At 72.1% G+C, this 26,272-nt stretch carries 16 protein-coding genes; 3 read left to right on the top strand and 13 right to left on the bottom strand.

The window, feature by feature from the left end:
• Positions 1-253 (top strand): LbetaH domain-containing protein (locus FNH09_RS27580; RefSeq protein WP_476691271.1); only part of this gene is annotated, 253 nt, incomplete at its 5' end.
• A 168-nt stretch (positions 254-421) separates the two neighbouring features.
• On the opposite strand, the gene FNH09_RS27575 is transcribed toward FNH09_RS27580, so the two are convergent.
• Positions 422-1,987 (bottom strand): glycosyltransferase family protein, encoded by a 1,566-nt coding sequence (locus FNH09_RS27575; RefSeq protein ID WP_152892612.1) that lies wholly within the window; start codon positions 1,985-1,987, stop codon positions 422-424.
• A gap of 467 nt (positions 1,988-2,454) precedes the next feature.
• Here FNH09_RS27575 and FNH09_RS27570 point away from each other — a divergent pair, with 467 nt between their 5' ends.
• Positions 2,455-3,633, top strand: coding sequence for an acyltransferase family protein (locus tag FNH09_RS27570; protein WP_152892611.1), 1,179 nt, complete (start codon positions 2,455-2,457; stop codon positions 3,631-3,633).
• A 63-nt stretch (positions 3,634-3,696) separates the two neighbouring features.
• Here the strand turns inward: FNH09_RS27570 and FNH09_RS27565 are convergent, their stop codons facing one another.
• From FNH09_RS27565 to FNH09_RS27520, 10 genes are all read right to left on the bottom strand, one after another.
• A complete protein-coding gene (locus FNH09_RS27565) occupies positions 3,697-4,980 on the bottom strand; it encodes a nucleotide sugar dehydrogenase (protein WP_152892610.1) in 1,284 nt (427 codons plus the stop codon).
• 9 nt (positions 4,981-4,989) lie between these two features.
• Positions 4,990-6,636 carry a glycosyltransferase family 2 protein gene (locus FNH09_RS27560; RefSeq protein ID WP_152892609.1) on the bottom strand — a complete coding sequence of 549 codons (1,647 nt, stop codon included), beginning with the start codon at positions 6,634-6,636 and terminating at the stop codon, positions 4,990-4,992.
• On the bottom strand, positions 6,633-8,216 hold the full coding sequence (locus FNH09_RS27555; RefSeq protein ID WP_238427143.1) for a glycosyltransferase family 4 protein: 1,584 nt from the start codon (positions 8,214-8,216) through the stop codon (positions 6,633-6,635). Before FNH09_RS27555 ends, FNH09_RS27560 begins: the two co-directional genes overlap by 4 nt.
• Before the next feature lie 20 nt (positions 8,217-8,236).
• The gene (locus FNH09_RS27550; RefSeq protein ID WP_152892608.1) at positions 8,237-10,825 is read right to left on the bottom strand and encodes a glycosyltransferase; all 2,589 of its coding nucleotides are present in this window, start codon (positions 10,823-10,825) and stop codon (positions 8,237-8,239) included.
• An 83-nt stretch (positions 10,826-10,908) separates the two neighbouring features.
• The gene (locus FNH09_RS27545; RefSeq protein WP_162469190.1) at positions 10,909-11,931 is read right to left on the bottom strand and encodes a Gfo/Idh/MocA family oxidoreductase; all 1,023 of its coding nucleotides are present in this window, start codon (positions 11,929-11,931) and stop codon (positions 10,909-10,911) included.
• Positions 11,928-13,043 (bottom strand): DegT/DnrJ/EryC1/StrS family aminotransferase, encoded by a 1,116-nt coding sequence (locus FNH09_RS27540; protein ID WP_152892607.1) that lies wholly within the window; start codon positions 13,041-13,043, stop codon positions 11,928-11,930. The genes FNH09_RS27545 and FNH09_RS27540 overlap by 4 nt, the downstream gene beginning before the upstream one ends.
• 407 nt (positions 13,044-13,450) lie before the next feature.
• A complete protein-coding gene (locus FNH09_RS27535) occupies positions 13,451-17,602 on the bottom strand; it encodes an Rne/Rng family ribonuclease (protein ID WP_152892606.1) in 4,152 nt (1,383 codons plus the stop codon).
• A gap of 274 nt (positions 17,603-17,876) precedes the next feature.
• Complete coding sequence (locus FNH09_RS27530; RefSeq protein WP_162469189.1) at positions 17,877-18,653, bottom strand: TIGR03936 family radical SAM-associated protein; 777 nt, start codon at positions 18,651-18,653, stop codon at positions 17,877-17,879.
• A 48-nt stretch (positions 18,654-18,701) separates the two neighbouring features.
• Complete coding sequence (locus FNH09_RS27525; protein WP_152892604.1) at positions 18,702-19,907, bottom strand: hypothetical protein; 1,206 nt, start codon at positions 19,905-19,907, stop codon at positions 18,702-18,704.
• 105 nt (positions 19,908-20,012) lie between these two features.
• On the bottom strand, positions 20,013-21,155 hold the full coding sequence (locus FNH09_RS27520; protein ID WP_338017702.1) for a glycosyltransferase: 1,143 nt from the start codon (positions 21,153-21,155) through the stop codon (positions 20,013-20,015).
• A gap of 310 nt (positions 21,156-21,465) precedes the next feature.
• On the opposite strand from FNH09_RS27520, the gene FNH09_RS49595 reads away from it, so the two are divergent.
• A complete protein-coding gene (locus FNH09_RS49595) occupies positions 21,466-22,764 on the top strand; it encodes a collagen-like triple helix repeat-containing protein (protein WP_152892603.1) in 1,299 nt (432 codons plus the stop codon).
• 103 nt (positions 22,765-22,867) lie between these two features.
• On the opposite strand, the gene FNH09_RS27510 is transcribed toward FNH09_RS49595, so the two are convergent.
• Positions 22,868-24,841 carry a TIGR03960 family B12-binding radical SAM protein gene (locus FNH09_RS27510; protein WP_152892602.1) on the bottom strand — a complete coding sequence of 658 codons (1,974 nt, stop codon included), beginning with the start codon at positions 24,839-24,841 and terminating at the stop codon, positions 22,868-22,870.
• Between the two features lie 98 nt (positions 24,842-24,939).
• The coding region (locus tag FNH09_RS27505) for a CYTH and CHAD domain-containing protein (RefSeq protein ID WP_152892601.1) at positions 24,940-26,272 on the bottom strand (1,333 nt) is incomplete at its 5' end.

The following is a 26,272-nucleotide window of genomic DNA, read 5'->3' as shown; positions in this document are numbered from 1 at the left end:
CGGGGCGCGGGCCGTGTGCGTCGCGCCGATCGCCATCGGGCGCTGGGCGATGATCGCCGCGGGTGCCGTCGTCACCAAGGACGTGCCCGACTTCGCCCTCGTCGTCGGTGTTCCCGCGCGACAGGTCGGCTGGGTGGGCAGGGCCGGCGTCAAGCTGGTCGAGCACGCGGACGAGGCCGGCGTGTGGGAGTGCCCGCAGACCGGCAGCCTGTACGACGACAAGGACGGCGTCCTCGTCGAGCGCGCCGTCTGAGGTCGGCGCAACCGGCCGCCCGCCGCCCGGTCCCCCGGGACGGCGGATGCGTCGGCGCGGCGGTTCGGCGGTTCGGCGGTTCGGCGGTTCGGCGGTTCGGCGGTTCGGCGGTTCGGCGGTTCGGCGGTTCGGCAGCGTACGGAAGCACGCTGCCGAGCCCGCGGTGGCTCAGGGTCGGACATCCCCCTGGTCACCGAACAGCAGTCGGTCGAAGTCCTCGCGGACGACCGTCCAGTCCCAGGTGGAGATCGCGTGTTCGGCGGCCGCCTGGCCCGTCTTCAGCCAGATCTCCTCGGTGGCGGTGACGTCGAGGATCCGCCGGGCCGCCTCTTCGGGCGTGGCGACGATCCAGTCCCGGGGGTAAAGGGTACGGGCGCCGTTGTCCCGGTCCGCGAAGAACGGCCAGTCGCGTACGACGGGAACGGCACCGCTGGCCGCGCCCTCGACGAGACCGCAGTGGAAGCTCTCCCGCACCGACGTGCTGAGGATCGTGCCGATCTCCTCCAGCGCGCCGGGCACGTCGTCGGTCTGTCCGACGCGGCGGATCGCGCCGGACGGCTCCAGCTTCGCCAGGTCCCGCTCCAGCCGGTCGTGATAGCGCTTCATGGCCGGGCTGCCCTCGGCGTTCAGTGCGGCGCCGACGAGCGACAGCCGGTATCGCTCGTCGTGCCGACGCAGCAGCCGCAGGACCTCGACCGCCCAGCGGGGGTCCTTGGCGACCTGTCCGATGCCCACCAGACCGAGGGTGAACCGCGCGTCCGGATGTTTCGGGCGCCGGTAGGAGGACAGGTCCATCGCGTTGTGGATCACGGACAGGCGAGGCGCGTCCTCGGCCAGCAGCCGCGGCACCGCGGCAGTGGTCAGATCCCGTACATGGGCTCCGACGAAGATCAGGTCGTCGACCCGTGAGAAGTCCATGACGTGCGGCCAGTAGCTGAACGTCTCGAAGCTGTGCAGCCGGACGATCACCCGGGTGGTGCCCGGATCGACCAGGGTCAGGAAGGCCGCGCCGGCCGAACACCAGTCGACGAAGACGGTGTCGGCCCAGTCGAGGTGCGGTCGCAGGGCCCGCTCGGCCGCCTGCCCGTACGCGGCCTGGCCCCCCACGGCACGCGCCATCATCCGGCCCAGGCCCTTGGCCAGGGGGGCGAGCTCCGGGTCGGCGGCCAGGTCCAGGGTCCGGACCTCGACTCCGGGATGCCGTTCGTACCGGTCGGTGATGAGCGGGAGGAAGTTCGCGTTGGCCCGGTTGACGATGAGCAGTCGAAGCGGGCGGTCCCCGGGCGGCGGGGCGGCGGGCTCCGTGCGGCCGCGCGGCTTGGCCGTCGCTCGCATGACCCGGCTGCGCTGGAGCGCGGCCGTGAAGCCCTGGGGGTCCTCGGCCAGCGGCGAGGTCATCCCGTCGAGGTGGGGGACGCGATGGAACGCCAGCAGCAGCGCCTTGGCGGCCGACGCGGTCGCGGCGGCCTTGTTCCCCTGCTTCAGCAGCGCGTCCGCGCAGGCCAGCTCGGCCGCGTAGGCCGCCTTGAGGCGGCGGGGGGTGAGACCGTGGGCGAGTTCCAGTTCGGCGGCCTCGACCAGCAGGTCGGCCTTCAGTCTGCGGTCCGGGACACGGTGGGCCAGCACGTTCAGCAGCCGGGCCCCGACGGCCGGCGCTCCCGCGGCGGCCAGGCCTGAGCTCACCGGGCGGGCGAGGCCGATCAACTGCTCAGCGGATATCCGTGAAACCGGCACGGCACAGCTCCAGCTCTGTCACCGGAACGGGGGTCCGATGACGGTCGACGACGGGGCGGCCCCACCCGGGACGGCGATCCCCGGGGCACCGAAGTGAGGGGCGACGGAGTCCTGCCGGGTGACCCGGAGAATGGGCACGCGCAGCGTCCGGCGCCGCGCGGAACGCGGTGGCGGCGGTGAGGACAACGGGCACGTGAGGATCCTGAGCGGTGAGCGGCCGGCCCCGGCGGTGTGGCTTTGGCCGGATCATACGACGACTTCCTTATGACCAGATCCTGAACGGTCGATGAAAAAATTCGCGCACCGCGGCGGCGTGCCGCCCCCGGTCACGGGAAGGCGCCGCGAGGGGACGCGTCGTCTGTGCGCCGCCTGTGCCCCGCGTATGCTCACCGGGCGCGGGCGAACACCGCGCGTCAAGAGAGTGGCGTACACCCGAACGGTATGCGCGCGCAGTAACGAGGGGGAGCATGTCCCAGACCGATGTCACGGTGCCGGCTCAGCCGGGGGCGCGGGAGCCGCACGGCTCCGCACAACCCGGACCGGACGCCTCGGTCGCGGCACCGGCACGGCCGCAGGGCCCCCGGCTCTACGCACTGGACGCGCTGCGGGTCCTCGCGGCGCTCTCCGTGCTGCTGTTCCACTTCACCGGGGTGGACGCGGCGACGAAGGCGAACTGGGGCACCAACCCCAAGGAGCTGTTCCCCTGGCTCTTCCCCGTCACCTCCTACGGCTCGTACGGTGTCCAGCTCTTCTTCATCATCAGCGGCTTCGTCATCTGCCTGTCCGCCTGGGACCGGACGCCGGGCCAGTTCGTGCGGGCCCGTTTCCTGCGTCTGTTCCCCGCCTACTGGTTCTCGGTCCTCGTAGCCGTCCTCGTCTGGCGAGCGCTGCCCGACGGCACGCGCAAGGCCCCGAGCATCAGCGAATCGCTGACCAACCTCACGATGTTCCAGGTGCCGCTCTCGGCCCGGCACCTCGTCGGCGCCTACTGGACGCTCTGGGTGGAGCTCACCTTCTACCTCATCTTCCTGGTCGTGCTCTGGAAGGGGCTGGACTACGTCCGGGTGTCCGTCTTCTGCTGGCTGTGGCTGCTCGCGAGCGTCCTGGTGCAGCAGGACCACGTGCCGCTGCTCGGCATCTTCGCCCAGCCGCTGAACACGGCGCTGTTCGTCTCCGGCATCGCCATGTACCTGATGTACCGGTTCGGCCCGGATCTCAAGCTCTGGGGCCTGCTGGGCGCGAGCTGGCTGGTGATGCAGAGCGACCTGGTCCAGCATGCCGACCATCTGCGGCACGACAAGGGCATGGACCGCGACCCCTATGTCGCGCTCGCCCTGGTGTCCGTCTTCTATCTGCTGGTCCTCGCGGTCGCCCTGCACAAGCTCGACCGCATCGGCTGGAAGTGGCTGGCCACGGCGGGCGCCCTGGTCTACCCGCTCTACCTCCTCCACGAGGAGCTCGGCTGGGCGATGATCCGCACGCTGTACGGGCACCTGGGGGCCTGGGCCACGCTGGCCGTCACCACGGTGGCGCTGCTCGTGCTGTCGTGGCTCGTCCACCGGTTCGTGGAGAAGCCGTCCCAGAACTGGCTGCGCGCCGCCCTGGAGCGCGAATCCCGCAAGCGGGCGGCGGCCGACCGGGGCTGACCGCGGAAACGGCGAAGGGCCCGTCCGGGGTATCGGACGGGCCCTTCGCCGTGCGAGCGGGTGTCAGCCGCCGATGACCACCCTGCGGACGCCCTTCCAGGCCTCCGGGTCGGTGGTACGGCGTCCGTCGACCAGGACCGTGACGTCCGGCAGGTCGGCCGGGGTCAGGGTGCGGTACTCGGCGTGGTCGGCCTGGAGGATCGCGGCGGTGACCGTCTCACCGGCGTGCGGGGTCAGACCGTGCGCCGCCAGCTCCTCGGCCGTGTACATCGGGTCCGAGACGAAGGGGACCGCGCCGCGCGCCTTGAGCGCCTCGACCGTCGGGAAGACGCCCGAGAACGCGGTCTCCTTCACGCCGCCGCGGTAGGCCGCGCCCAGCACGAGCACGTTCACCCCGGTCAGGTCGCCGTACGCGGCGGCCAGCAGGTCGACGGCGTACTGCGGCATCGCGGCGTTCGCCTCACGGGCGGAGCGCACGACGGTGGCGGCCGGGTCGTTCCACAGGTACATCCGCGGGTAGATCGGGATGCAGTGGCCGCCGACGGCGATGCCCGGCTGGTGGATGTGGCTGTACGGCTGCGAGTTGCAGGCCTCGATGACCTTCTTGACGTCGATGCCGTTGCTGTCGGCGAACCGGGCGAACTGGTTCGCCAGGCCGATGTTGACGTCGCGGTAGGTCGTCTCGGCGAGCTTGGCCAGCTCGGAGGCCTCGGCGGTGCCCAGGTCCCAGACACCGTTGGCCTGCGGCAGGTCGGCGCGCTCGTCGAAGTCGAGGACCTGCTCGTAGAACTCCACGCCACGGGCCGTCGACGCCTCGTCGACGCCGCCGACCAGCTTGGGGTAGCGGCGCAGGTCGGCGAAGACGCGGCCGGTGAGGACCCGCTCCGGCGAGAAGACCAGGTGGAAGTCCTCGCCCGCGGTCAGGCCCGAACCCTCGGCCAGCATCGGCGCCCAGCGGGTGCGGGTGGTGCCGACCGGGAGGGTCGTCTCGTACGAGACCAGCGTGCCGGGCTTGAGGCCCTGGGCGATCGCCTTGGTCGCCGCGTCCATCCAGCCGAAGTCCGGGGTGCCCTCGGCGTCCACGAACAGCGGGACGACCACGACGACGGCCTCGGACTGGGCGACCGCGGACGCGGTGTCCGTCGTCGCGCTCAGCAGGCCGGCGTCGACGGCCTGCTTGAGCTTGACGTCGAGGTCGTGCTCACCGGGGAACGGCTCGGTCCCGGCGTTGACGAGCTCGACGACCTTCTCGTTGACGTCCGCGCCGATGACCCGGTGGCCCTTGGACGCGAACTGCACGGCCAGCGGAAGCCCGATCTTGCCGAGCGCTACTACACAGATGTTCATGAACGGTGGTTACTTCCTCTTGGAACCGGGGCGGGACTTCAGACGCCGGGCGAGAGCCGACTTCACCCGGGACAGCAATGGCTTCCCCGGCGGATACATCTGGGCCGTGTCGATCACCACACGCCCCTTGGGGTTCACCACGGCCGACGCCCGGTACGGGTCCTCGTAGGAACCCCACCGGCGTGCCAGCGGCATGGGCTCGCCCTTGCCCTTCACCGGGATCTCGTACGTCGAACCGGCGACGTCCAGGTACACCCGGACGCCCCGCTTGACGGTGCTCAGGCGGAGCGGCACGCGGGCGTGCAGCACGGTGGCGGCACCGTCCTCGGCAGGCTCCCGGGTAACGGTACCCTCCGGCTCCGGCAGGCTGTGGCCGGCCGGCAGCCTGCGGGCCCCGGCCTTGTCCGCCGACTTGGGCATGGCGCCCTCGGCCAGCCGCAGGACGGCGTGGTCCACGTCACCGAGGACGGGCACCCGCACCGACGCCGTGTAGGTGAGCTGCTCCCCCGTCTGCTCCCACGCGGAGGCGAGCAGCCGGGTGCCGTTCGCCAGCCGCCCGGGGACCGCCTCGCCCACGAGCTCGTAGACCCGGTCGGGCACGTCGATCAGCGGGCTGCGGAAACCCGCGTAACGGGCGTAGGCACGGTCGCCCTCGACGACGAACGGAGGTGCGCCGTTCTCCTTCTCCGAGGTGATCGCCTCGCACAGCTCGTCCACCGCGCCCGCCCGGGCCAGGGCGATGCGCACCCGGCGCTTGACGTCCATGGCATCACGGATGCCGTCGGTGAAGTAGGCGTCCGCGAGCTTCGCGACACCGGCGCAGATGTCCGTCTGCAAGCCTCGGTCCAGGGCCGGGAAGTCGTCCTGGACGAGCTTGGCCAGCTCCCAGGTGAAATGCCGGCGCAGCACCGCGTCGCGCTCCGGGCCCGCCTCGATGAGACCGGCCGTGAAGTCCATGATCTCGGCGGTGCAGCGCAACCGGGCGAGGTGGTCGGCCCGGTAGGTGATGTTGCTGGCGTCGCCGCGCTTCACCGCGTAGTAGCAGGTGTAGTCGGCCACCACCGAGATCTTCTCGGCGCGCACGCACGCCTCGATGGTGAACGGCTGGTCGCTGCCGACGGGCAGGTTCTCGGGGAAGCGCAGCTTGTGCGCCTCGACCAGGTCCCGGCGGAACAGCTTGGTGTTGGCGAGGGTCCAGGGCAGCGCGGAGTCGGTGAGGCCGACGTCCGGGTTGTTCTCCTTGTAGAGGGCCTGGTGGACGTACCGCCCGTTGGTGCCGACCATCTTGCCGACGACGACGTCCGAGCCGTGCTTGTCGGCGCAGGCCACCATGCGCTCCAGGGCTTCCTTGCCGAGGTAGTCGTCGGAGCCGATGAAGTAGACGTAGCGGCCCGTGGCGATGTCCAGGGCGCGGTTGCTGGGGGCCGCCGGGCCGCCGGAGTTGGCCTGGTGCAGCACCTTGACGGTGTCCGGGTACCGCGCCGCGAAGCGATCGAGTTCGGCGCCGCTGTCGTCGGTGGAGCCGTCGTCGACGGCCACGATCTCCAGCCGGTCCAGGCCGATGCTCTGCCCGATCAGGGAGTTCAGGCACTCGGTCAGGTACGGCATCGTGTTGTAGACGGCGACGACGACGCTGACGTCGGGAGACGCACTCATGATCTCTCCTTCGGGATCCCCGGGACCAGACGGGTGTAGAGCGCGTCCAGGACCTCGGCCTGCGCCTCCCAGGTCCAGGTGTCGAGCAGCCCCGGCTTGTCGTAGGCGGCCTTGTACTTCTCCGGGTCGGAGAGCACGGCCTTGACCGCCCGTACGAGGTCGTCGACGTCCTCGGCCCGGCAGACCTCGCCCTGACCCGTGGAACGGGTCATCTCGGACATGGTCTTGACATCGCTCACCACCAGCGGCAGCCGGGCGTGCGAGTACTCGAAGAACTTCGTGATCAGCGCGATCTCGTGGTTGGGCCAGTGGTGGATCGGGATGCAGCCGACGTTGGCCGCGGACAGGAAACGCACCACCTGCCAGTGCTGGACATAGGGCACGGCGTGCAGCCGGTCGCCGACACCGAGCTCCTGCGCGCGGCGCAGCAGACCCTGGATGTAGCCGGCCGCCGGGGACGGGACGACGAACGCCATGTGGACGCCGTCCAGCTGGGGCAGTGCCTCCACCATGTCGCCGAGGCCGCGCTGCGGGCCGGGCGAGCCGCTGTAGACGACCAGCGGTACGTCCGGACCGATCCCGCACAGCTCCCGCAGGTCCGGCTCCGGCTCGACGTCCTCGAGCGCCGGGTCCCGCTCCACCGGACGGTCGGGCGCGTTGAGCACCGTGACCGGCTGCTCCTTCAGCCCGTGCCGCTCGCGCAGCAGGTCGCCCAGCCCCTCGGAGACGGTGACCACGGCGTCGGCGAACGGGGCGTACTCGCTCTCGTGCGCCGTGTTGCCGGGGATCCAGTGGGCGTTGTCCTCCCACGGCCGCACGCCGGGCAGGAACTCGTGCGCGTCCCACACCAGCTTGACCGAGCGGCCCGCCGCACGTGCCCGTACGGTCGCGCGGGCGCCCACCCCGAGCATCCGGAAGTCGTTCGCGTGGATGAGGTCGGGCTTGAGGGCGTCTATCTCCTTGCCGTACGTCAGCTCGTAGTCCCACAGCACGGGTTCGAGCCGACGCCAGGCACGCTTGCCCTTGACGCCCTTCCATACGGCGGTGAAGGCACGGTCGAGGGGACCGCGCAGGGCGCGGCCGGCCTGCTGCGCCTGGCTGCTCTGGCGGGCACGGAACTCGATCCACTTCCGCAGGAACTTGGAGACCGGGCCGGCCACCGCCAGGCGGAACTTCTCGGCCTTGCGGAACAGCGGGGTGCCGACGGCGGCGGGTGCCACCTTGAGCGCCGCCCGCCGGGTGGCCAGATCGGACCGCCACGCCTTGACCCACTGCCGACGGTAGGCGGCCATCGGGCCCGGCGGGTAGGCGAACGGACGGCGCAGCAGCGAGCGGTGGCGCTCGGCGTGCCGCTTGGCCAGCGGAGTCTTCAGTGGCAGCAGCCGGACCTCGGCGTCCCCGAGCTTCCAGGTGCGCCCGGCGCCGGACCGGACGAGACCGAGCAGCACCACGTCCCAGCCGGCGGCAGCGGCGGACTCGGCGGCCTTCTGCACCCGTGAGTCGCCGTCGACCTTGTTGTCGACCAGCATGACGACACGGCCCTTGGCCGGACGGGACACGTCGGCACTCTGCGCTTCCATAAACAGCCTTTCTGAACCGGTCACTTCAGGAAATCGCTCAGGACCTGAGCGGTCCAGGCGCCGTCGTGATAGGTGCGGGCGAACTCGACGGACCGCCGACCGATCCGTGCCGTGCCCTCCCGGTCGTCGACGAGGGAGCGGATGACCTCGCGGAGGGTGTCCGGGGTCGCGTTGACGATGGGCAGGGCGCCGTCCGTCGCGGCCTTCACCCCGTCGCTGATGTAGCCGACGACGGGCTTGCCCGCGGCCATCGCCTCCACCGCGAACGTGCCGTAACTGCCGGTGGTGAACTGGTCGAGCACCAGGTCGCAGCTCTGCACCAGCTCACGCATCTCGGCCCACGGAATGCCTTCGGCGAGCTTGAACTCGATGAGGCCCTCGTCGTGGAGCTCGGTGAGCGCCGGCATGATCCGGTCCGTGCCCTTGGTCCACCGCTTCGAGGGAGCGTGCAGCACGAGCGGGCGCTCGCGCTCCATGACGGGACGGTCGGTGGCCCAGCCCGCGACGTCCACGACCAGCGGCGCCCAGGAGGCGCTCGGCAGGTCTTCCAGGAGGTCGGGGGTGGTGACGTACAGCGGCAGCCCCGCCTCCGCCGCGATCCGTCTGTTCAGGTCGGCCTTCGCCTGGAGCTTCTCCACGATGCCCTCGGGGGCGTCGTGGAAGAGCGAGAGCGTGTGGCGCTCCATGTGACGGGCCGGGTCACGGATCTCGCTGCCGTGCGCGAGCAGCGCCACCTTGATCCGGGCCTGCTTGAGCGCGTCGAGGTCGCCCGCCACGGACTTGCCGTTGAGGTGGCCGAAGACGGGCATGAAGGCGTCGACCAGGAGGTGCGTGTACCGTCCGACGATCCGCTCCACCTGCTGGAGCTGCACGCTCAGCTCGGGCATCCGCAGCGCGTCCACGTACACGTCGGCCGGATAGTCGAAGGACTCCGGCCGCTTGTTCATCACGACCTCGACGGACACGTCCGGGTCGATACGCGTGATCGCCTGGGCGTACGCCGCCCCCTGGCCCGCGTAGTTGGCCGGACCGAGGCCCAGCTTGACGCGGGTGTCGCCGAGCCTGCGCCACGTCGGCTGCCCGTCCGTGTCGACGGGCGCCGCGACGCGCACGGCGTCGGGGGTCTCCTGCACGGTCCAGGAGACCTCCGGGCGCGGCCCGGGCGGAGTCTTCTTCGACAGCGTGCGGTACAGCTGGAGCAGCTTGCCGCTCTGCGCCTCCCAGGACAGATCCGTGCGGACGTCCTCCGTGATGGCCTCGGCGAGCTTGTCGCGGTGCTCCATGGCGCGGGCGGCGGCCTTGGCGAAGGTCTTGGGGTCGTCCCAGGTCCACACCTCGCCCAGGCCGTGCTCCTCCACGTACGCCTTGATGACCTTCACGTCGCTGGTGACCAGCGGCAGTCCCGCCTGGAGGTACTCGGAGACCTTCGTGGGCAGCGACACCTCGCAGTTGGGCACGCGCTTGAAGGGGGTGAGACCGAGGTCCGCGGACGACAGGAAGTCGGCGACCTGGTGCTGCGGCACGTAAGGCACCAGGTGGATCCGGTCGCGCACACCGAGGGACTCGGCCTGCGCGAGCAGTTCCTCGAGCAGCGGGGTCGTCCGGCCCACCACCAGGGCGAGATGGAAGCCGGGCAGCTCGGGCAGACCGTCGATGACGGCGTCCACCCCGCGTTCGCGGCCGATCCAGCCCGAGTAGACCATCAGCGGCACCTCGGGACCGAGACCGCAGGCCGTACGGACCGACGCGGTGGACCGGCCCGCGCCGATCACCTCACGGACCGGCGAGTTGCCGACGACCAGCGGCAGTTCGCGCAGCTTGTGGTCGTCCTTCAGGAGCTGCGCCATCTGCGTGGAGACGGTGACGACGGCATCGGCCCGGCCGATGAACTCGGCCTCCAGCGCGGGCAGCGCGTAGGCCTGGCGGGCGTTGGGCCACTCGACGCCCTTGATGTACTCGTGCGCGTCGTACAGCCAGACGCACTTGTGGCCCGCGGCCCGCAGCCGGGCGGCGCTCAGCGCCGCGGTGGCGATCATCGTCACGTCGTTGGCGTGGATGACGTCGGGCCGGATCTCCTCGATCACCTTGCCGAACGCGAGATCGAGATCGACCACCTGCGGCCAGTCGCGGCGCCAGTCGCCCTTCGGGGCCGGGTCCTTGGGCCTGCGCTGCTGCTCCCACTTGAACGCCTTGACCCGCAGCCGGTGCGCCGACCGGCGGGCGCGCAGCAGCGCCTTGATCGACGCACTGCGCGGCGCGCCCGCCCAGTTGCTCTCGGCGGACTTCTGGCGGACCCAGGCACGGTAGGCCGCCGTGTAGCGGTTCAGCGCCGCCTGGTCCTGGAGGTTGAACTGGGTCGCCGCGGCTCGCAGGGGGTGGGGCTTGCGAGCGTTCACCCCGCGCAGATAGTCCGCGCCGACCGGCACCCGGACCACGTCGATCGGACCCATCTTGGACCGCTGGACACGCTTGGTGTCACTGCGGCCGATCAGGGTCACGTCCCAGCCGTCTCGCGCCGCCGCGACCGCGGTCTTCTGGACGCGGGAGTCGCCCGTGATGCCGTTGGCGACGATGACCGCGAGCCTCGGCCTGCGGGCAGGGGATTCCATTACTGCTTTCCTCCGGATGGGACAGGAATTCCGCCCCCTGCTCACAAGTGGGCCGGGGACCACGGCGACGTGCGTCGGGATGCTCAGACAGTTGTTGTGGCGCTGTCGCGGTCGAGGAGGATGGTGCTGCCGTCCAGCGCCGACTCGAGCACCGCCGCCGCGATCTCCACCGTCCGCGTTCCCTGGCGCAGGGTACAGATGTCGGCGGGCTTGCCGAGTACCGCGTCACGGAAGAGCTCGTGCTCGACGAGGAGCGGCTCGCGCTTCGGGATGGCGTAGCGGATCATGTCGCCCTCGGAGACGCCACGGAAGGCCTGGAGGGCCTCCCACTCCGTCGCCATGGCGGCGTTGGAGTGGAACGTCAGGTCGGCGGTGAGGGTGTCGGCGATGAAGCAGCCGCGCTCGCCGGTGACCGAGGTGAAACGCTCCTTGAGCGGGCTCAGCCAGTTGACCAGGTGGTTGACCATCGTGCCGTCGTCCAGGCGGCCCACCGCGGAGACCATGTCCTCGTGCGCGCGACCGCTCTTGGAAACGGTGTGCGCGGCGATGGACACGTACTCGCGGCCGGTCACCCAGCCGGTGAGGTCGATGTCGTGGGTGGCCAGGTCCTTGACCACGCCGACGTCCGCGATGCGGTGCGGGAAGGGGCCCTGGCGGCGGGTGACGACCTGGTAGACGTCGCCGAGCTCGCCGGCCTCCAGCCGGGCGCGCAGCGAACGCAGCGCCGGGTTGCACCGCTCGATGTGGCCGACGCCGGCCACCAGACCGCGCGACTCGAACGCCTCGACGAGACGGCGCGCGCCTTCCACGGTGTCGGCGACGGGCTTCTCGATCAGCGCGCAGACACCGGCCTCGGCGAGCTGCATGCCGACCGTCTCGTGCAGGCCGGTGGGGCAGGCCACGACGGCGTAGTCGACGCCCAGGGCGATGAGCTGCTCGACGGTGTCGAGGACCGGAGCGCCCTGGGCGGCGCCGAACTTGTCGCCCATCGGGTCGACGACGCCGACGAAGTCGACGCCCTCCAGACCGGCCAGGACGCGGGCGTGGTGGCGGCCCATGGAGCCGAGGCCGACCAGTCCGGCCCGCAGGGTGCGCGCGTCGGTCACAGCTGCTCTCCCAGCGCGTTGGCGGCGGACACGATGCGCTCCAGGTGCTCGGCGGACAGACCCGGGTGGACGGGCAGCGAGACGACCTCGGCGGCCGCGCGCTCCGTCTCGGGCAGGTCCCAGGTGCGGCCGGCCTTCTGGTCCGGCTCCCAGTACGGCTTCAGCCGGTGGATCGGCGTCGGGTAGTACACGGCGTTGCCGATGCCGGCCTCGGTCAGGCTCGCCATGGCCGCGTCGCGGTCGCCGCGGATGCGCACGGTGTACTGGTGGAAGATGTGGCGGGCGCCCTCGGCGACGATCGGCGTCACCACGTTCGGCGCGCTGATGTGCTCGCTGAGGTACGCGGCGTTGGCGATGCGCTGCTCGGTCCAGCCGTGCAGCTGGGTGAGCTGCACCCGGCCGATGGCGGCGGAGACGTCCGTCATCCGCACGTTGGCGCCGACGATCTCGTTGGCGTAGCGCTTCTCCATGCCCTGGTTGCGCAGCAGGCGCAGGGTGCGGGCGACCTCGGCGTCGCCGGTGCTGATCATGCCGCCTTCGAGGCTGTGCATGTTCTTGGTCGGGTAGAAGCTGAACGTGCCCGCGTTGCCGAAGGCGCCGACCGGCGTTCCGTTCAGGGCGGCCGCGTGCGCCTGGCAGGCGTCCTCGACCACGGCGAGGCCGTGCCGCTCGGCGATGGCCATGATCTTGTCCATGGCGGCGGGGTGGCCGTAGAGGTGCACCGGCATGATCGCGGCGGTGCGCGGCGTGATGGCCGCCTCGACCGCGGCCGGGTCCAGACAGAAGCTGTCGGCCTCGATGTCGGCGAAGACCACGTCGGCGCCGACGAGCCGCACCGCGTTGGCGGAGGCCGCGAAGGAGAACGACGGCACGATGACCTCGTCGCCGGGGCCGAGGCCGAGGGCGAGCAGCGTCAGGTGCAGCGCGGAGGTGCCGGAGTTGACCGCGACGCAGTGGCGGTTGCTCACCACGTCGGAGAACTCCGCCTCGAAGGCGGCGACTTCGGGGCCCTGCACGACCAGGCCGCTGCGCAGCACGCGTACGGCGGCCTCGATCTCCGCCTCGCCGATCACGGGCCTGGCAGCGGGTATCAACTCTTGGGCGTCGTTCATCGACTCCCCCTCCTTCATCAGCGACCTCTAGGGCGCACCACTTTTGTGCACGGGTCGGGAAGGGACGGTGTCGAGCCTGGCCACGTCCGCATCCCTGGAAAGTCCGTTCACCCCTGCCTTGCGGCGGCGAACGTCTCCCACGAGGCCCTGCCCCCGGGTTACCTCGTGTGGTCTACGGCCCACATGTCACCAGCTGCCGAGTCCACTGTCACGTTACCAGCAGAGGTGCAAATCTTTCCCTCAGGGATACGACAGCGAAACCAGTGGTTGAGGTGCTATCCATCACAGGATTCACATAGCGTTACCGGGACGGCGCCTGAACGCAATGGTCGTCGAAGAGGCGCGGAACGAAGAGGCGCGGGACACCGACTGGTCGGTGCCCCGCGCCTCTTCGATGCGCTACGGGATCAGTCCTCCGTCGTCGCCGAGACGGACGGCGAGGACTGCTCGGCCGCCACCGCCGTCTTCTTGGCGGCGGTCTTCTTCGCCGTCGTCTTCGCGGCCGTGGCCTTCTTCGCCGTGGCCTTCTTGGCGACCGTCTTCTTGGCCGCGGTCTTCTTGGTCGCGGCCTTCTTCGCGGTGGCCTTCTTCGCCGTCTTGCGGGCGGCCGCCTTCTTGGCCGGAGCCGTCTGCTCGACCTCGGCCTCGGCGCCCGCCTCCACGGCGGCCTCCATGGCGGCCTCGGCGGCCTCGGCGGCGGCCGGGACCTCGGCGACGAGCGCCTCGTCCGCCGGGGCCGACGCGACGACCGTCACGGCCGCCTCCTCGGACGCCGTCGGAGCGGTGGCCTTGCGCACCGCACGACGCCGCGGACGGGCCGGAGCGGCGCTCTCGGCGGGCGCCTGCGGCTCGGCCTCGGCGGGCTGCTCCGCGGGAGCCTCCTGCGGCGCGGCCTCGGCGACCGTCACCACGGCGGCCTCCGCCCCGGCGGGCGAACCGGCCGGCGCGGACACCTTGCGGGTGGCGCGACGACGCGTACGCCCCTGGGGCGCGGCCTCCTCGACGGCCGGGGCCTCGGCGACGGGGGCCTCGACGACCGGGGCCTCGACCGCGACCGGCTCGGCCTGCGCGACGGCGGCCGTCTCCGGCAGCACCGGCGACTCGGCCACGGCCGCGAACTCGGCCTCGGTCTCCTCGGCCTTGCGCTCCGCGGCCCTCGGCTCCTCGCCACGCCCGTTCCGGCCGCGCGGCGCACCGGCCGGGGCCGAGGCCCGCCGGCTCGTCCGGCGCCGGGAGCGGCCACGGCCGGCCGCGGCCTCCGCCTCGGCGATGCTGCTGTACAGCTCCTCGTCGGGCGCGAAGTCGGGCGCGGGCAGCGCGATCGGCTCGGCGACCTCGGCGACGACCTCCGCCTCGGCCTCCTGCTCGGCCTCCTGCTCGACGCTGTCGAAGGCGACCGCCTCGTGCTCGTGCTCGTGGACCTGACCGTCACCGCCACGCCCGCGCTTCCTGCGCTTGCCGCCGCCCCCGGTGGAGGTCGGCTGCTCCATGTGCACGATGACACCGCGCCCGTTGCAGTGGACGCAGGTCTCGGAGAAGGACTCCAGCAGGCCCTGGCCGACCCGCTTGCGGGTCATCTGCACGAGCCCCAGCGAGGTCACCTCGGCGACCTGGTGCTTCGTACGGTCGCGGCCCAGGCACTCCAGCAGACGCCGCAGGACGAGGTCGCGGTTGGACTCCAGGACCATGTCGATGAAGTCGATGACGATGATGCCGCCCAGGTCGCGCAGCCGCAGCTGGCGCACGATCTCCTCGGCCGCCTCCAGGTTGTTCCTGGTGACGGTCTCCTCGAGGTTGCCGCCCTGGCCGGTGAACTTTCCGGTGTTGACGTCGACGACGACCATCGCCTCGGTCCGGTCGATCACCAGCGAACCGCCGCTGGGCAGCCAGACCTTGCGGTCCAGCGCCTTGGCGAGCTGCTCGTCGATCCGGTAGGTGGCGAAGACGTCGACCTCGGAGGTCCACCGCGACAGCCGTCCGGCCAGGTCGGGCGCGACGTGCGAGACATAGCCGTGGATGGTGCCCCAGGCGTCGTCGCCGCTGACGACGACCTTGGAGAAGTCCTCGTTGAAGATGTCGCGCACGACACGGACGGTCATGTCCGGCTCGCCGTACAGCAGGGTCGGGGCGTTGCCGCTCTTCGCCTTCTTCTGGATCTCCTCCCACTGCGCCTGGAGCCGCTCGACGTCACGGCGCAGCTCGTCCTCGCTCGCGCCCTCGGCGGCGGTGCGCACGATGACGCCCGCGTCCTCGGGGACGATCTTCTTGAGGATGGTCTTCAGCCGGGCCCGCTCGGTGTCGGGCAGTTTGCGGCTGATGCCGGTCATCGAGCCCTCGGGGACGTACACGAGGTAGCGGCCCGGGAGGGAGACCTGGCTGGTGAGGCGGGCGCCCTTGTGGCCGATCGGGTCCTTGGTCACCTGGACGAGGACCGACTGGCCGGACTTCAGGGCGGCCTCGATGCGGCGCGGCCCGTTGGCCATGCCGAGCGCCTCGAAGTTGACCTCACCGGCGTACAGGACCGCGTTGCGGCCCTTGCCGATGTCGATGAAGGCGGCCTCCATCGACGGCAGCACGTTCTGGACCTTGCCCAGGTAGACGTTGCCGACGTACGAGGTGGCCTGCTCCTTGTTGACGTAGTGCTCGACGAGCACGTTGTCCTCGAGGACGCCGATCTGGGTGCGCTCGCCGCTCTGGCGGACGACCATCACGCGCTCGACGGCCTCACGGCGGGCCAGGAACTCGGCCTCGGTGATGATCGGCACACGCCGGCGGCCCTGCTCGCGGCCTTCCCGGCGGCGCTGCTTCTTGGCCTCCAGGCGGGTCGAGCCCTTGATGGACTGCACCTCGTCGGACGGCTCGGCGGGCTTGCGGGGCTCGCGGACCTTGACGACCGTGCGCTCGGGGTCGCTCTCGCCGGACTCGGCCTCGGTCGAGGCGTCACCGGCGCGACGGCGACGGCGACGGCGGCGACGGCTGGTGGAGCTGGAGCCGCCGACCTCCTCGTCGTGGGCGTCCTCGGCCTCCTCCTCGGCGTCCTCCTCGGCCTGCTCGGCGGTGTCCTCGGCGTCCTGCTCGGCCTGCTCGGCGGCGAGCTCGTCGGCGTCGGCGTCGCCGGACTCGCCACGGCGACGGCGGCGTCCGCCGCGCCGACGGCGACGGCGCGAACCGGTGTCCTCGGTCTCGTCGCCCTCGTCGCCCTCCTCGGCCTCGACCTCGTCGGTCTCCTCGATCTCGTCGGCCTCGCCACTGTCGTCCCGGGCGGTGACGCCGGTGACCTGGGCGGCCTCGGGCTCCTCGGGGGCGGCGCCCCGGCGACGGCGACGGCGGCGCGGACCGGTCTGCTCCTCGGCGAACTCGGCGGCCTCGACCGGCTCCGCGGCCTGTTCCGTCGCGGCGGACTCCGCGGCCTCCTCGGCCTGCGCGATCTCCTCCGCGGCCTCGGCGGCGGCCTGGGCGGCGGCGCGCTCGGGCGTCTGGAACCGCGGCTCGGTGAAGACGGGCGCCTGGAACACGGCGACCGCGGGGCGGGCGGGCCGGCGCGGGGCGTCGGACTCGGCGGCCTTCGGCCTGGCGGGCTCGGAGAACCCGATCGCCGCCTGGCGCACGACACGACGGCGACGGCGCGGACCGGCGTCCTCCTCGGCGGGCGCCTGCGCGGCGGGGGCCTCGGCGGCGGGCGCGGCCGCGGCCGGTGCCTCGACAGCAGCCTCGGCGCTCTCGGTGCTCACGGTGCTCTCGGTGGGAGTGGACACGCGGCGCGTGGCGCGCCGACGGGCCCGACGCGGAGCGGCCTCGTCGGCGGCGGACGCCTCCGGCTCGGCACCCTCCCCGGCCTCGGCGGCCGGAACGGTCTCGGCGGCGGGAGCGGTCTCGGCCGGCTCGACGGCGGCCGGCGCCTCGGCGGGCGCGGACACCCGGCGGGTGGCACGACGACGGGTACGACCGACGGGCTCGGACTGCGCCTCGGGCTCGGCCTCGGCCTCGACGGCAGCGGCGGGGGCCACCGGCGCGGCCGCCTGCACGATCTCCTCCGCAGCCGCGGAACCGGCGGGCGCGGTCACGCTGCGCGTGGCCCGGCGGCGGGCGCGGCGCGGCGCGGACTCCTCGGCCGGCGCCGCGGGCTGCGCGACCTCGGCAGCGGCGACCTCGTCGGTCGGCTCGGCCGCGGCGGGCACGATGGTCTCGGCGGTCTCGGCGGCGGCCGGAGCACCGGCGGGCGCGGACGCACGACGCGTCGCGCGACGGCGGGTGCGGGCGGCGGGCGCGGCCTCGGCCGCGGTCTCTTCGGTCTCTTCGGTCCCGGACTCCGCCGTCACGACGACCACCTCGGCGTTCTCGTCGTCCTTGGCCTCGTCGGCCACGATCTCCACGGCTTCTTCCACGGCCTCGACGGCCGGTACGACCGGCGTGGCGGCCTCGGCCGCCTCGGTCGCCGCGGTCGGCGGACCGGCCGGGCGGGAAGCCGCACGGCGCCGACGGCGCGGCGGCAGGGTGTCGCTGGGGGTGTCGGATGCGGAATCCTGCACGGACTCCGTCGGTTCGGTCGGTTCGAGCATGCGGGCGTTTCTCCCGTCAAGGCTCCCGGGCGCCGCGCCTGGTCCGGCGTCGACCATGTCGATCGCCGTTGACGTCCGCGGCTCGCGCAGTGCGCAAAGGCCGCCGTCCGGGGCGCGGGCGCCGCACGGGAACTCTCTGTGTCCTGTCTCGCCGGTTCCGTACGCCGAATGCGTACGGCCTGGCGAAAGTCTTGTGGTCGGTGCGCTGCCCGACCCAGGTGGCTCCCGAGTACGAGGGCGGCGCTACGACGTCCGTCCCTTCGCGGGACCTTCCCTACAGCGGCGCCTTCGCGGCGGCAGTGGCGCCGGCCGTGGGGGGCTCGGTCGCTGCTGCCTCGCGGTCGGGCGCGAGCGGGTCGGTCACCGTGCCGGTCTCTTCATCGAGCAGCCCCTGCGCCAGCCTGGTCACCGCTGCGGGGACCGGCGGCGCCAGGTCGGCCACGGCGCGGAGACCGGACAGGACGTCGTCGGGTCGTACGGCAGGCGTCACGTGCCGAACAACCAGGCGCAGTATCGCACAGGGCCGGTGGGTAGGCCTATCAGCCTGTGCATCGTGCGTTTCCACGCTCTCCAGGCTCGCGACCGCAGGGCGGGCGTCGAAGGTGCGCATGCCGTTCTTGGCCATGCGCTGGACCTCGACGGTCCCGGCCGAGTTGAAGACCTCGACCGCACGCTGTGCGTCCGCCGGTTCCACGCCGTCGAGCCGCAGCTCCCACACGGAAGCCGTCAGCCGGTCGGCGAGTCCCGACGTACGCGCCTCGACCGCGTCGACGACGTCGAGCCCGTCGGGCAGCGACTCGTCGAGGAGGGCGCGCAGCGTCTGCGGATCGCGGGTCGCGGTGAGCGCGATCTCCAGGTACTCCGCCTCACTGCCGGTGCCGGTGGGTGCGGCATTGGCATACGACACCTTCGGATGCGGCGTGAAACCGGCCGAGTACGCCATCGGCACCTCGGCACGGCGCAGCGCACGCTCGAAGGCGCGCTGGAAGTCACGGTGGCTGGTGAACCGGAGGCGGCCGCGCTTGGTGTAGCGCAGTCGGATGCGCTGCACCGCGGGTGCGGGCGGCGGGCCTTCGGGCTGTCGCTTGCCCAGTGTCGTTCAGTCCTTCGTGAGAGCGGTCGTACTGCTACCAAGAGTACGTGCCTCGCGGCCCGAGGGTTCCCGCCGGGCCACCGCTTCCGGTCGGCGGGGGTCGCCGAAGAGCGCCCGCCGGACGTCGGCGCGGGTCTGCCGCACCGAGTCACGGGCGGCGGCGAGCGCCTGGCGCACCGGCTCGCGGACGGCGGCGTACGTCTGCCGTACGGCGCGGCCGACCTCGCGCGCGGCCGCGGCGGCGGGCCGCAGCACGGCGTCCCGGAGGAAGTGCCCGACCGGGGTCAGCACCGACCGGTACGCCCGGCGGACCGGCTCCACGAAGATCCACCGGAAGAGGGTGCCGAGCAGCCTTCCGACGCGCAGGGAGATGTGCCCGGCGATGCGCCAGGCGTGCCCGAGGGCGTCCCCGACCTCGCGGGCGACGACGGCGAGAAACCGGCCGACCGGAAGGAGCACCCGCCGCCACAGGGCGAGGGCGGGCAGCACGAGCAGGACCCGGGCTGTCCAGTACAGACAGAACGACGTCCCGGCGAGGACCGCGCCCGCCAGCCAGGCGGCCCCCCGCCCCACCGGGGCGAGGATCCACCTGTACGTCCACACCGCGGGTACGGCGACCAGGTACCGCACGAGCCACACCACGCCCGCGCACACCCCGGTCGCGAGAGCGGCCAGCACGAGCCCGACCCCCCGCAGCACCCACGCCGCCGCGCGTCCGACCGGGGTGAGCAGCCTCGCGTACAGCCAGGCCGCCCCCGCGCCCGTCCCCCGCAGCAGCGCGAGGAGCGCACGGCCCAGCGGCGTCAGCAGGTACCGGTGGCACCAGAGGGCCGGCGCGACGACGAGCGTCCTGCCGAGCCATGCGAGCGAGACGGCGAGGAGGTTCCCGAGGCGGGCGAGTCCGGCGGCGAGCAGCTTCCCGGCCCAGGCGAGCCCGGCGCCGACGGGGACGACGACGTATCGCCACAGCCCCACCACCGGCCGGACGAACAGCACCCGGCCCACCCACGACAGCGCCTGGCCGAGCGGGCGCAGGACGGTGCGCTGGAGGAACCGCCCGCCCACGACGAGCGCGTCCCACGCCATCCGCACCGGCAGGACCAGCACGAGTACGACGATCCGCACCGGGATGCGGATCGCGACGACGAGGCAGCCCTCGGGGTCCTGTTGCCGCGGCGGCACCCCGTGCGCGGACGGTTTCTCCAGCTCCATGCCCGTACAGACGCACGAGAGGCCCGCATGGATGCCGTCGTACGGCCGCCCGGTTTTCCGGACGAGCCAGGACGGGCTCGGACGAACCGGGGTGTCTCCCCTGTATCACTTGCGCCGGGCGGCCTTCCCGGCGCGCGCGACCTTCGGTCCGCGCGCGGAGGCGGGCGCGGGTACGGCGACGACGTGCGCGGCGGAGAAGCCGCGGTTGATCTCCGTCTGGTCGCGGATGGCCTGGGGCAGGTCCGGCATCGCGAGCAGCCGGTCGCACGCCTGGACGGCGGCGGCGTACTCGCCCACCCAGTAGGCCGTGATGGAGAACTCGAAGAGCAGGCCCCAGCGGTACACCCAGGACCTGGTGAAGAGCAGGTCGTCCGGCGCCGGTCGGCCGACGACCTGGCAGAGCAGGGCGTGGGCGGTGCGGTAACGGCCCTTCAGGCGCAGCCGTGACGCCAACTCGTAGCAGGCTTCGAGACGTTGGGGGCGGGACTCCCAGGCGCGGGAGAAGGTGTCCATCGCTCCCGGCCAGTCGCCGGTGCGCTCCGCCCTGAGCTGGCCGGCCTCCAGGAGCGAGCAGTAGACCTCCTCGGCCCAGCCCCCCATGGCGGCCCGCCGCTCGTACAGGGCGATCGCCTCTTCGCTCTCCCCGCGGTCCCGTTCGGTGTTGGCCAGGTAGAAGACGGTGCGCGGGTTGTCGGGGTCGCGCGCGAGCTCGGCCCGCAGCAGCCGGGAGTCGCGCTCGAACTTGTCGCTGCGGCAGCCGCCGTCGGCGTGGTCCTCGATCACCAGCGCGTCGAGGTTCTCCTGCCGGTCGGGCTCGTCGGTGCACGGGTACTCGTGGGTGACCCCCTCGTAGCGCCAGGCCCAGTCGCCCCGCATGAGGTGCTTGAACCGGTGCTGGGTGCCGGGGGTGTCGTAGCGCAGCATGTACGAGCCCGCCGTCAGCCGGGGCAGCGGGGCGTCCTGGCGCATCACGTGGTCGGCGTCGAGGGTGAGGATGTAGTCGGCCCTGCCACGGGCGTACTGGATGTTCGCGGTCCGGTTGTGCCCGAAGTCGACCCAGGGCTCCTCGCGGAGTTCGCCGGGGATGCCGTCCAGCACCTTGCGGATCAGTTCCTGGGTGCCGTCGGTGGAGCCGGTGTCGGAGATCACCCAGGTGTCGATCAGATGGCGTACGGAGCCGAGGCACCGCTCGATCACCCGCGCCTCGTTCTTGACGATCATGCAAAGGCAGAGGGTCTGCTGCTTCACGGCTTCACCTGTCCGTCTTCGTGCGGGTCCGTCCGCTCCCGCCTCCCTGTGGACGTCAACGTGACACAGCCGCCGCACCCCGCCGTCGCTCCACGCGGAGGCGGCCCGCAACGCTCCCCGAACGGCCGCGTCGCAGGCCGGACGGGTGACCGCGGGCAAACAGTGCCCCATCCGAACGCATGGGATTAGTCCGATCCAACGTAAATAAGCGCGTCCCGCCCGGCGGTACGCCTCGGGCCGTCAGGACACCGTCAAGCTCGCACCCGAGTTCGGTGGATCACCCGAACCGGTTGACACAAGGAGCGCACTGATGAGTCCTGAGCACAGGACCCCCTCGCGTCTCGGGCCCGTGGCCCGGATGCGATTCCGGAAGGCGGGCATGCTCGCCTCCCTCACCCTCGTCATGGCTGCCAGCGTGGCCGGCCCGTCGGTCGCGGCGGCCCGCAACGTCACCGACTCCTCCAGGACGTCGGTCAGCCTCGGCGGCGACAAGTGCAAGTCCGACCACAGGTCGCTGCCGGATGAGAACGCGGCCGAGGACGAGGAGATGGGGGGCGGCAAGGACGGCTGCAAGGGCCCGACCGGTCCCACCGGTCCGACGGGTCCGCGGGGCCCCAAGGGCGAGAAGGGCGACCGGGGGCCCAAGGGCCCGAAGGGCGACCGGGGCCCGAGGGGTCCCAAGGGCGAGAAGGGTGACCGGGGTCCGAGGGGTCCCAAGGGCGAGAAGGGCAAGCCCGGACGTCCCGGCCACACCGGCGCGACCGGCCCCACGGGACCGACGGGTGCCACGGGCGCCACCGGAACGGGCGTCACCGGCGCGACCGGAGCCACGGGCGGCACGGGTGCCACGGGTGCAACCGGCGCGACCGGTGCCACCGGAACGGGCGTCACCGGCGCGACCGGCCCCACCGGCCCCACGGGCGCCACCGGAACGGGCGTCACGGGTGCCACGGGTGCCACCGGAACGGGCGTCACGGGTGCCACCGGCGCCACCGGCGCGACGGGCGCCACCGGCGCCTCGGGCGAAGGCACGACCGGACCCACCGGACCCACCGGACCCACGGGCGCCACCGGCGCCACGGGAGCCACGGGAGCCACCGGAGCCGAGGGCGCGACCGGCGCGACCGGCGCGACCGGCGCGACGGGAGCCACAGGTGCCACCGGCGGCACGGGTCCGTGCGCCGACATCGACGCGCAGCAGGACGAGAACAACTTCGAGCTGCGGGTCGCGCTGTCCGGCACCAAGACCTTCGCGGGCATCCGCGACCTCACAGGCTCGACCACCCACCCGTTCCTGTGGACCGATCTCAGCACCCACGCCAATTACCCGCAGGGCGGCGTGGACAGCGAGGGCAACCCAGTCGGCTTCGTCTGCGGGACCTCCATCAACGGACACAGCGCCAACAACGGAGCTCCCATCAAGTTCGACGTCATCACGACCGTGGGCCAGGTCTGGGAGACCACCTGCGTGGCGGACCAGAACACCAACCCCGACGCCACCCTGGACTGCAACGACTCCATGGGTGTCCCCAACCCCTGGCTCAGGGTCAACCGTCAGCCGCTCCCCGGCGCCACCAACGGCGGCAGCACCCTTCCTCCCACCAGGTAACCGGCACCGCACACAGCCGGCAGCCCCTCTCCCAGCGGCCTGACCGGTAAGCCGAAGGGGTGCCCGAAGGATCAGCCGACCCTTCGGGCACCCCTCGCGTCACTCAGTGGGCGTGCTCGTGCCCGCTCCCCGCGGGCTGCTTCACCGTAAGCGGCAGCAGCTTCTTGCCCGTGGGGCCGATCTGGATGGTGGTGTCCATCGCGGGACACACTCCGCAGTCGAAGCACGGGGTCCAGCGGCAGTCCTCGACCTCCGTCTCGTCGAGGGCGTCCTGCCAGTCCTCCCAGAGCCAGTCCTTGTCCAGGCCCGAGTCCAGGTGGTCCCAGGGCAGGACCTCCTCGTAGGTCTTCTCGCGCGTGGTGTACCAGTCGACGTCGACGCCGAACGCGGGCAGCGTCTTGTCCGCGCAGCGCATCCAGCGGTCGTAGGAGAAGTGCTCGCGCCAGCCGTCGAAGCGGCCGCCGTCCTCGTAGACCGCACGGATCACGGCGCCGATGCGACGGTCGCCGCGGGAGAGCAGGCCCTCGACGATGCCGGGCTTGCCGTCGTGGTAGCGGAAGCCGATCGAGCGGCCGTACTTCTTGTCGCCGCGGATCTTGTCGCGCAGCTTGGTGAGACGGGCGTCCGTCTCGTCGGCGGAGAGCTGCGGGGCCCACTGGAAGGGGGTGTGGGGCTTGGGGACGAAGCCGCCGATCGAGACCGTGCAGCGGATGTCGTTCTGGCCGGAGACCTTGCGGCCCTCGGCGATCACGTTCATCGCCATGTCGGCGATCTGGAGGACGTCGTCGTCGGTCTCCGTCGGCAGGCCGCACATGAAGTACAGCTTCACCTGGCGCCAGCCGTTGCCGTACGCGGTGGAGACCGTGCGGATCAGGTCCTCCTCCGAGACCATCTTGTTGATGACCTTGCGCATGCGCTCGCTGCCGCCCTCAGGCGCGAACGTCAGACCGGAACGGCGGCCGTTGCGGGTCAGCTCGTTCGCCAGGTCGACGTTGAAGGCGTCCACCCGGGTGGAGGGCAGGGAGAGGCCGATCTTGTCTTCCTCGTAGCGGTCCGCCAGGCCCTTGGCGATGTCACCGATCTCCGAGTGGTCCGCGGAGGACAGCGAGAGCAGGCCGACCTCCTCGAAGCCGGTCGCCTTCAGGCCCTTCTCGACCATCTCGCCGATGCCCGTGATGGAGCGCTCGCGCACCGGGCGGGTGATCATGCCGGCCTGGCAGAAGCGGCAGCCGCGGGTGCAGCCGCGGAAGATCTCCACCGACATCCGCTCGTGCACGGTCTCGGCGAGCGGGACCAGCGGCTGCTTGGGGTAGGGCCACTCGTCCAGGTCCATCACCGTGTGCTTCGACACGCGCCACGGGACGCCGGACCGGTTGGGGACCACGCGGGCGATCCGGCCGTCGGGGAGGTACTCGACGTCGTAGAACGCCGGGATGTACACCGAACCGGTCTTCGCCAGCCGGAGCAGGACCTCCTCGCGGCCGCCGGGACGGCCCTCCGCCTTCCACTCACGGATGATCTTCGTCATGTCCAGGACGGCCTGCTCGCCGTCACCGATGATCGCCGCGTCGATGAAGTCCGCGATCGGTTCCGGGTTGAAGGCCGCGTGGCCGCCGGCGAGCACGATCGGGTCGTCGAGCGTACGGTCCTTGGACTCCAGCGGGATGCCCGCGAGGTCCAGGGCGGTGAGCATGTTGGTGTAGCCCAGCTCGGTGGAGAAGGACAGGCCGAACACGTCGAACGCCTTCACCGGGCGGTGGCTGTCCACCGTGAACTGCGGGACGCCGTGCTCCCGCATCAGCGCCTCCAGGTCCGGCCACACGCTGTACGTGCGCTCGGCGAGGACGCCGTCCTGTTCGTTGAGCACCTCGTAGAGGATCATGACGCCCTGGTTGGGCAGTCCGACCTCGTAGGCGTCCGGGTACATGAGCGACCAGCGGACGTCGCAGTCCTCCCACGGCTTGACCGTGGAGTTGAGCTCTCCGCCGACGTACTGGATCGGCTTCTGCACGTGCGGGAGCAGAGCTTCGAGCTGCGGGAACACAGACTCGGCAGCCGCGGCGGTTTCCGTAGGCATCTCGCGAACCTTCGTGAGCTGGCTGGGGCTACCCCCGGCCGGAGGCTGGGGGAGGGTGGCCATCAAGCCTAACGCGGACCGGGAGGTCCCCCGTACGCTCAGACGGCCGTACCCTCCTTGATCTCCTTCCAGGTCCCCGGCAACTCCCGCTCCACGTCCGCCGCCCGCTGCTCCTCGCGTCCGTACAGCACGCCGTAGGTGAAAGAGCTCTCACCCGCCGCGTGCGCCACGGCGGACAGCTCGCGCAGGGTCTGGCGGGCCATGACGCTGTCCTGGTGGTCGCCGAGCCCGGTCTGGAGCGTCTTCATCGACTTGACCAGGCCGGATGCCGGGTCGCCGAGGGCGGGTACGGCCGTCTCCGCCGCGTACCGGGTGCGCTTGGCCTTCTTGCGGGCCTCGTGCAGGGCGAGGTCCCGGTCCTGGCCGGGCGCCAGGCCGAGCGCCGCCTCGACCAGGGCGCCGACCCGGCCGAAGTCCTTGCGTACGGCCTTGGCGAGCGTCGGACCGGGCTCGGCGGCGGCCGCCTTGCGCAGCGGCGGGGCGGCGACCAGCGCGTCCAGGGTGTCGAGCAGCGCCAGATACCGCTTGGAGTCCAGGACGCCGATGAGCCGGCGGCGCGAGCCGCCGCGCCGGGCGCGCGCCCAGGTGCGCAGCCGGGTGCGGACCGGGCCGGAGAGCAGGGTGCGGGGCAGACCGTCGAGGGCGGCCGTCAGGTGTTCGGTGAGCACCTCGCGGTCGCGGTCCACGCCCAGCTCGCCGGCGAGCCACTTCAGTTCCTCGCCGATCGGGTCGGTGACCGTGCGGTCGAGGATCTTGCCGTAGGAGCGGAAGGCGCTGCGCAGTCGTCTGGTGGCGACGCGCATCCGGTGCACGGAGTCGGGGGCGTCCTGGCGGACGGCCGGGTCGAGGGCGACGACCGCGTCGCGCTGGGCGATGACGTAGGCGAGGACGTGGTCGCCGGCCGTGACGGGCACGCCGGGCGGGTTCCCGGGCGGGTTCCCGGCCGGGCCGCCCTTGGCTCCCTTGCCGTTCTTGCCCGCCTTGCCCGTCCTGCCGCCCTTCCCGTTCTTGCCGCTCTTGCCCGTCCCGCCCCTCGGAGCCGTCTCGGCCAGGGCCCGGGCCAGCTTCGACGTCGACTTCGACGGCCGTACGCCCGCTCTGCGCAGCCGCTTCTCCACCGTGTCGAGGAAGGCCGGGTCGCCGCCGTCCGCGAGCTCCACCTCGATCTCGGTCCACTGGGCGCTGCCGTCGCCCCCGAGGAGTCGGTCGGCGCGTACGGCGTCCACTCCGGCCTCGGCGAGCAGCCGGCCGTCCGCGTCGACGAGGTCGCGTACGTCGCGTTCGGAGCGCAGGCGCACCACGGGCAGCAGCGCGGTGTCGCGGACGCGGGAGCGGACGAGGGCGGCCAGGGCGGGCGGGACGGTGTCGGCG

Origin of the sequence: Streptomyces adustus (genome assembly GCF_009377175.1) — a bacterium.
Taxonomy (GTDB): domain Bacteria; phylum Actinomycetota; class Actinomycetes; order Streptomycetales; family Streptomycetaceae; genus Streptomyces; species Streptomyces adustus.
This window is presented reverse-complemented; position numbering and strand designations above follow the sequence as displayed.

Coding starts and splice junctions, on each gene's coding strand:
- FNH09_RS27555 (WP_238427143.1), bottom strand. CDS start 8,216: ATGGAAGCGCAGAGTGCCGACGTGTCCCGTCCGGCCAAGGGCCGTGTC.
- FNH09_RS27570 (WP_152892611.1), top strand. CDS start 2,455: ATGTCCCAGACCGATGTCACGGTGCCGGCTCAGCCGGGGGCGCGGGAG.
- FNH09_RS27550 (WP_152892608.1), bottom strand. CDS start 10,825: ATGGAATCCCCTGCCCGCAGGCCGAGGCTCGCGGTCATCGTCGCCAAC.
- FNH09_RS27510 (WP_152892602.1), bottom strand. CDS start 24,841: ATGCCTACGGAAACCGCCGCGGCTGCCGAGTCTGTGTTCCCGCAGCTC.
- FNH09_RS27560 (WP_152892609.1), bottom strand. CDS start 6,636: ATGAGTGCGTCTCCCGACGTCAGCGTCGTCGTCGCCGTCTACAACACG.
- FNH09_RS27540 (WP_152892607.1), bottom strand. CDS start 13,043: ATGAACGACGCCCAAGAGTTGATACCCGCTGCCAGGCCCGTGATCGGC.
- FNH09_RS27565 (WP_152892610.1), bottom strand. CDS start 4,980: ATGAACATCTGTGTAGTAGCGCTCGGCAAGATCGGGCTTCCGCTGGCC.
- FNH09_RS27535 (WP_152892606.1), bottom strand. CDS start 17,602: ATGCTCGAACCGACCGAACCGACGGAGTCCGTGCAGGATTCCGCATCC.
- FNH09_RS27525 (WP_152892604.1), bottom strand. CDS start 19,907: ATGGAGCTGGAGAAACCGTCCGCGCACGGGGTGCCGCCGCGGCAACAG.
- FNH09_RS49595 (WP_152892603.1), top strand. CDS start 21,466: ATGAGTCCTGAGCACAGGACCCCCTCGCGTCTCGGGCCCGTGGCCCGG.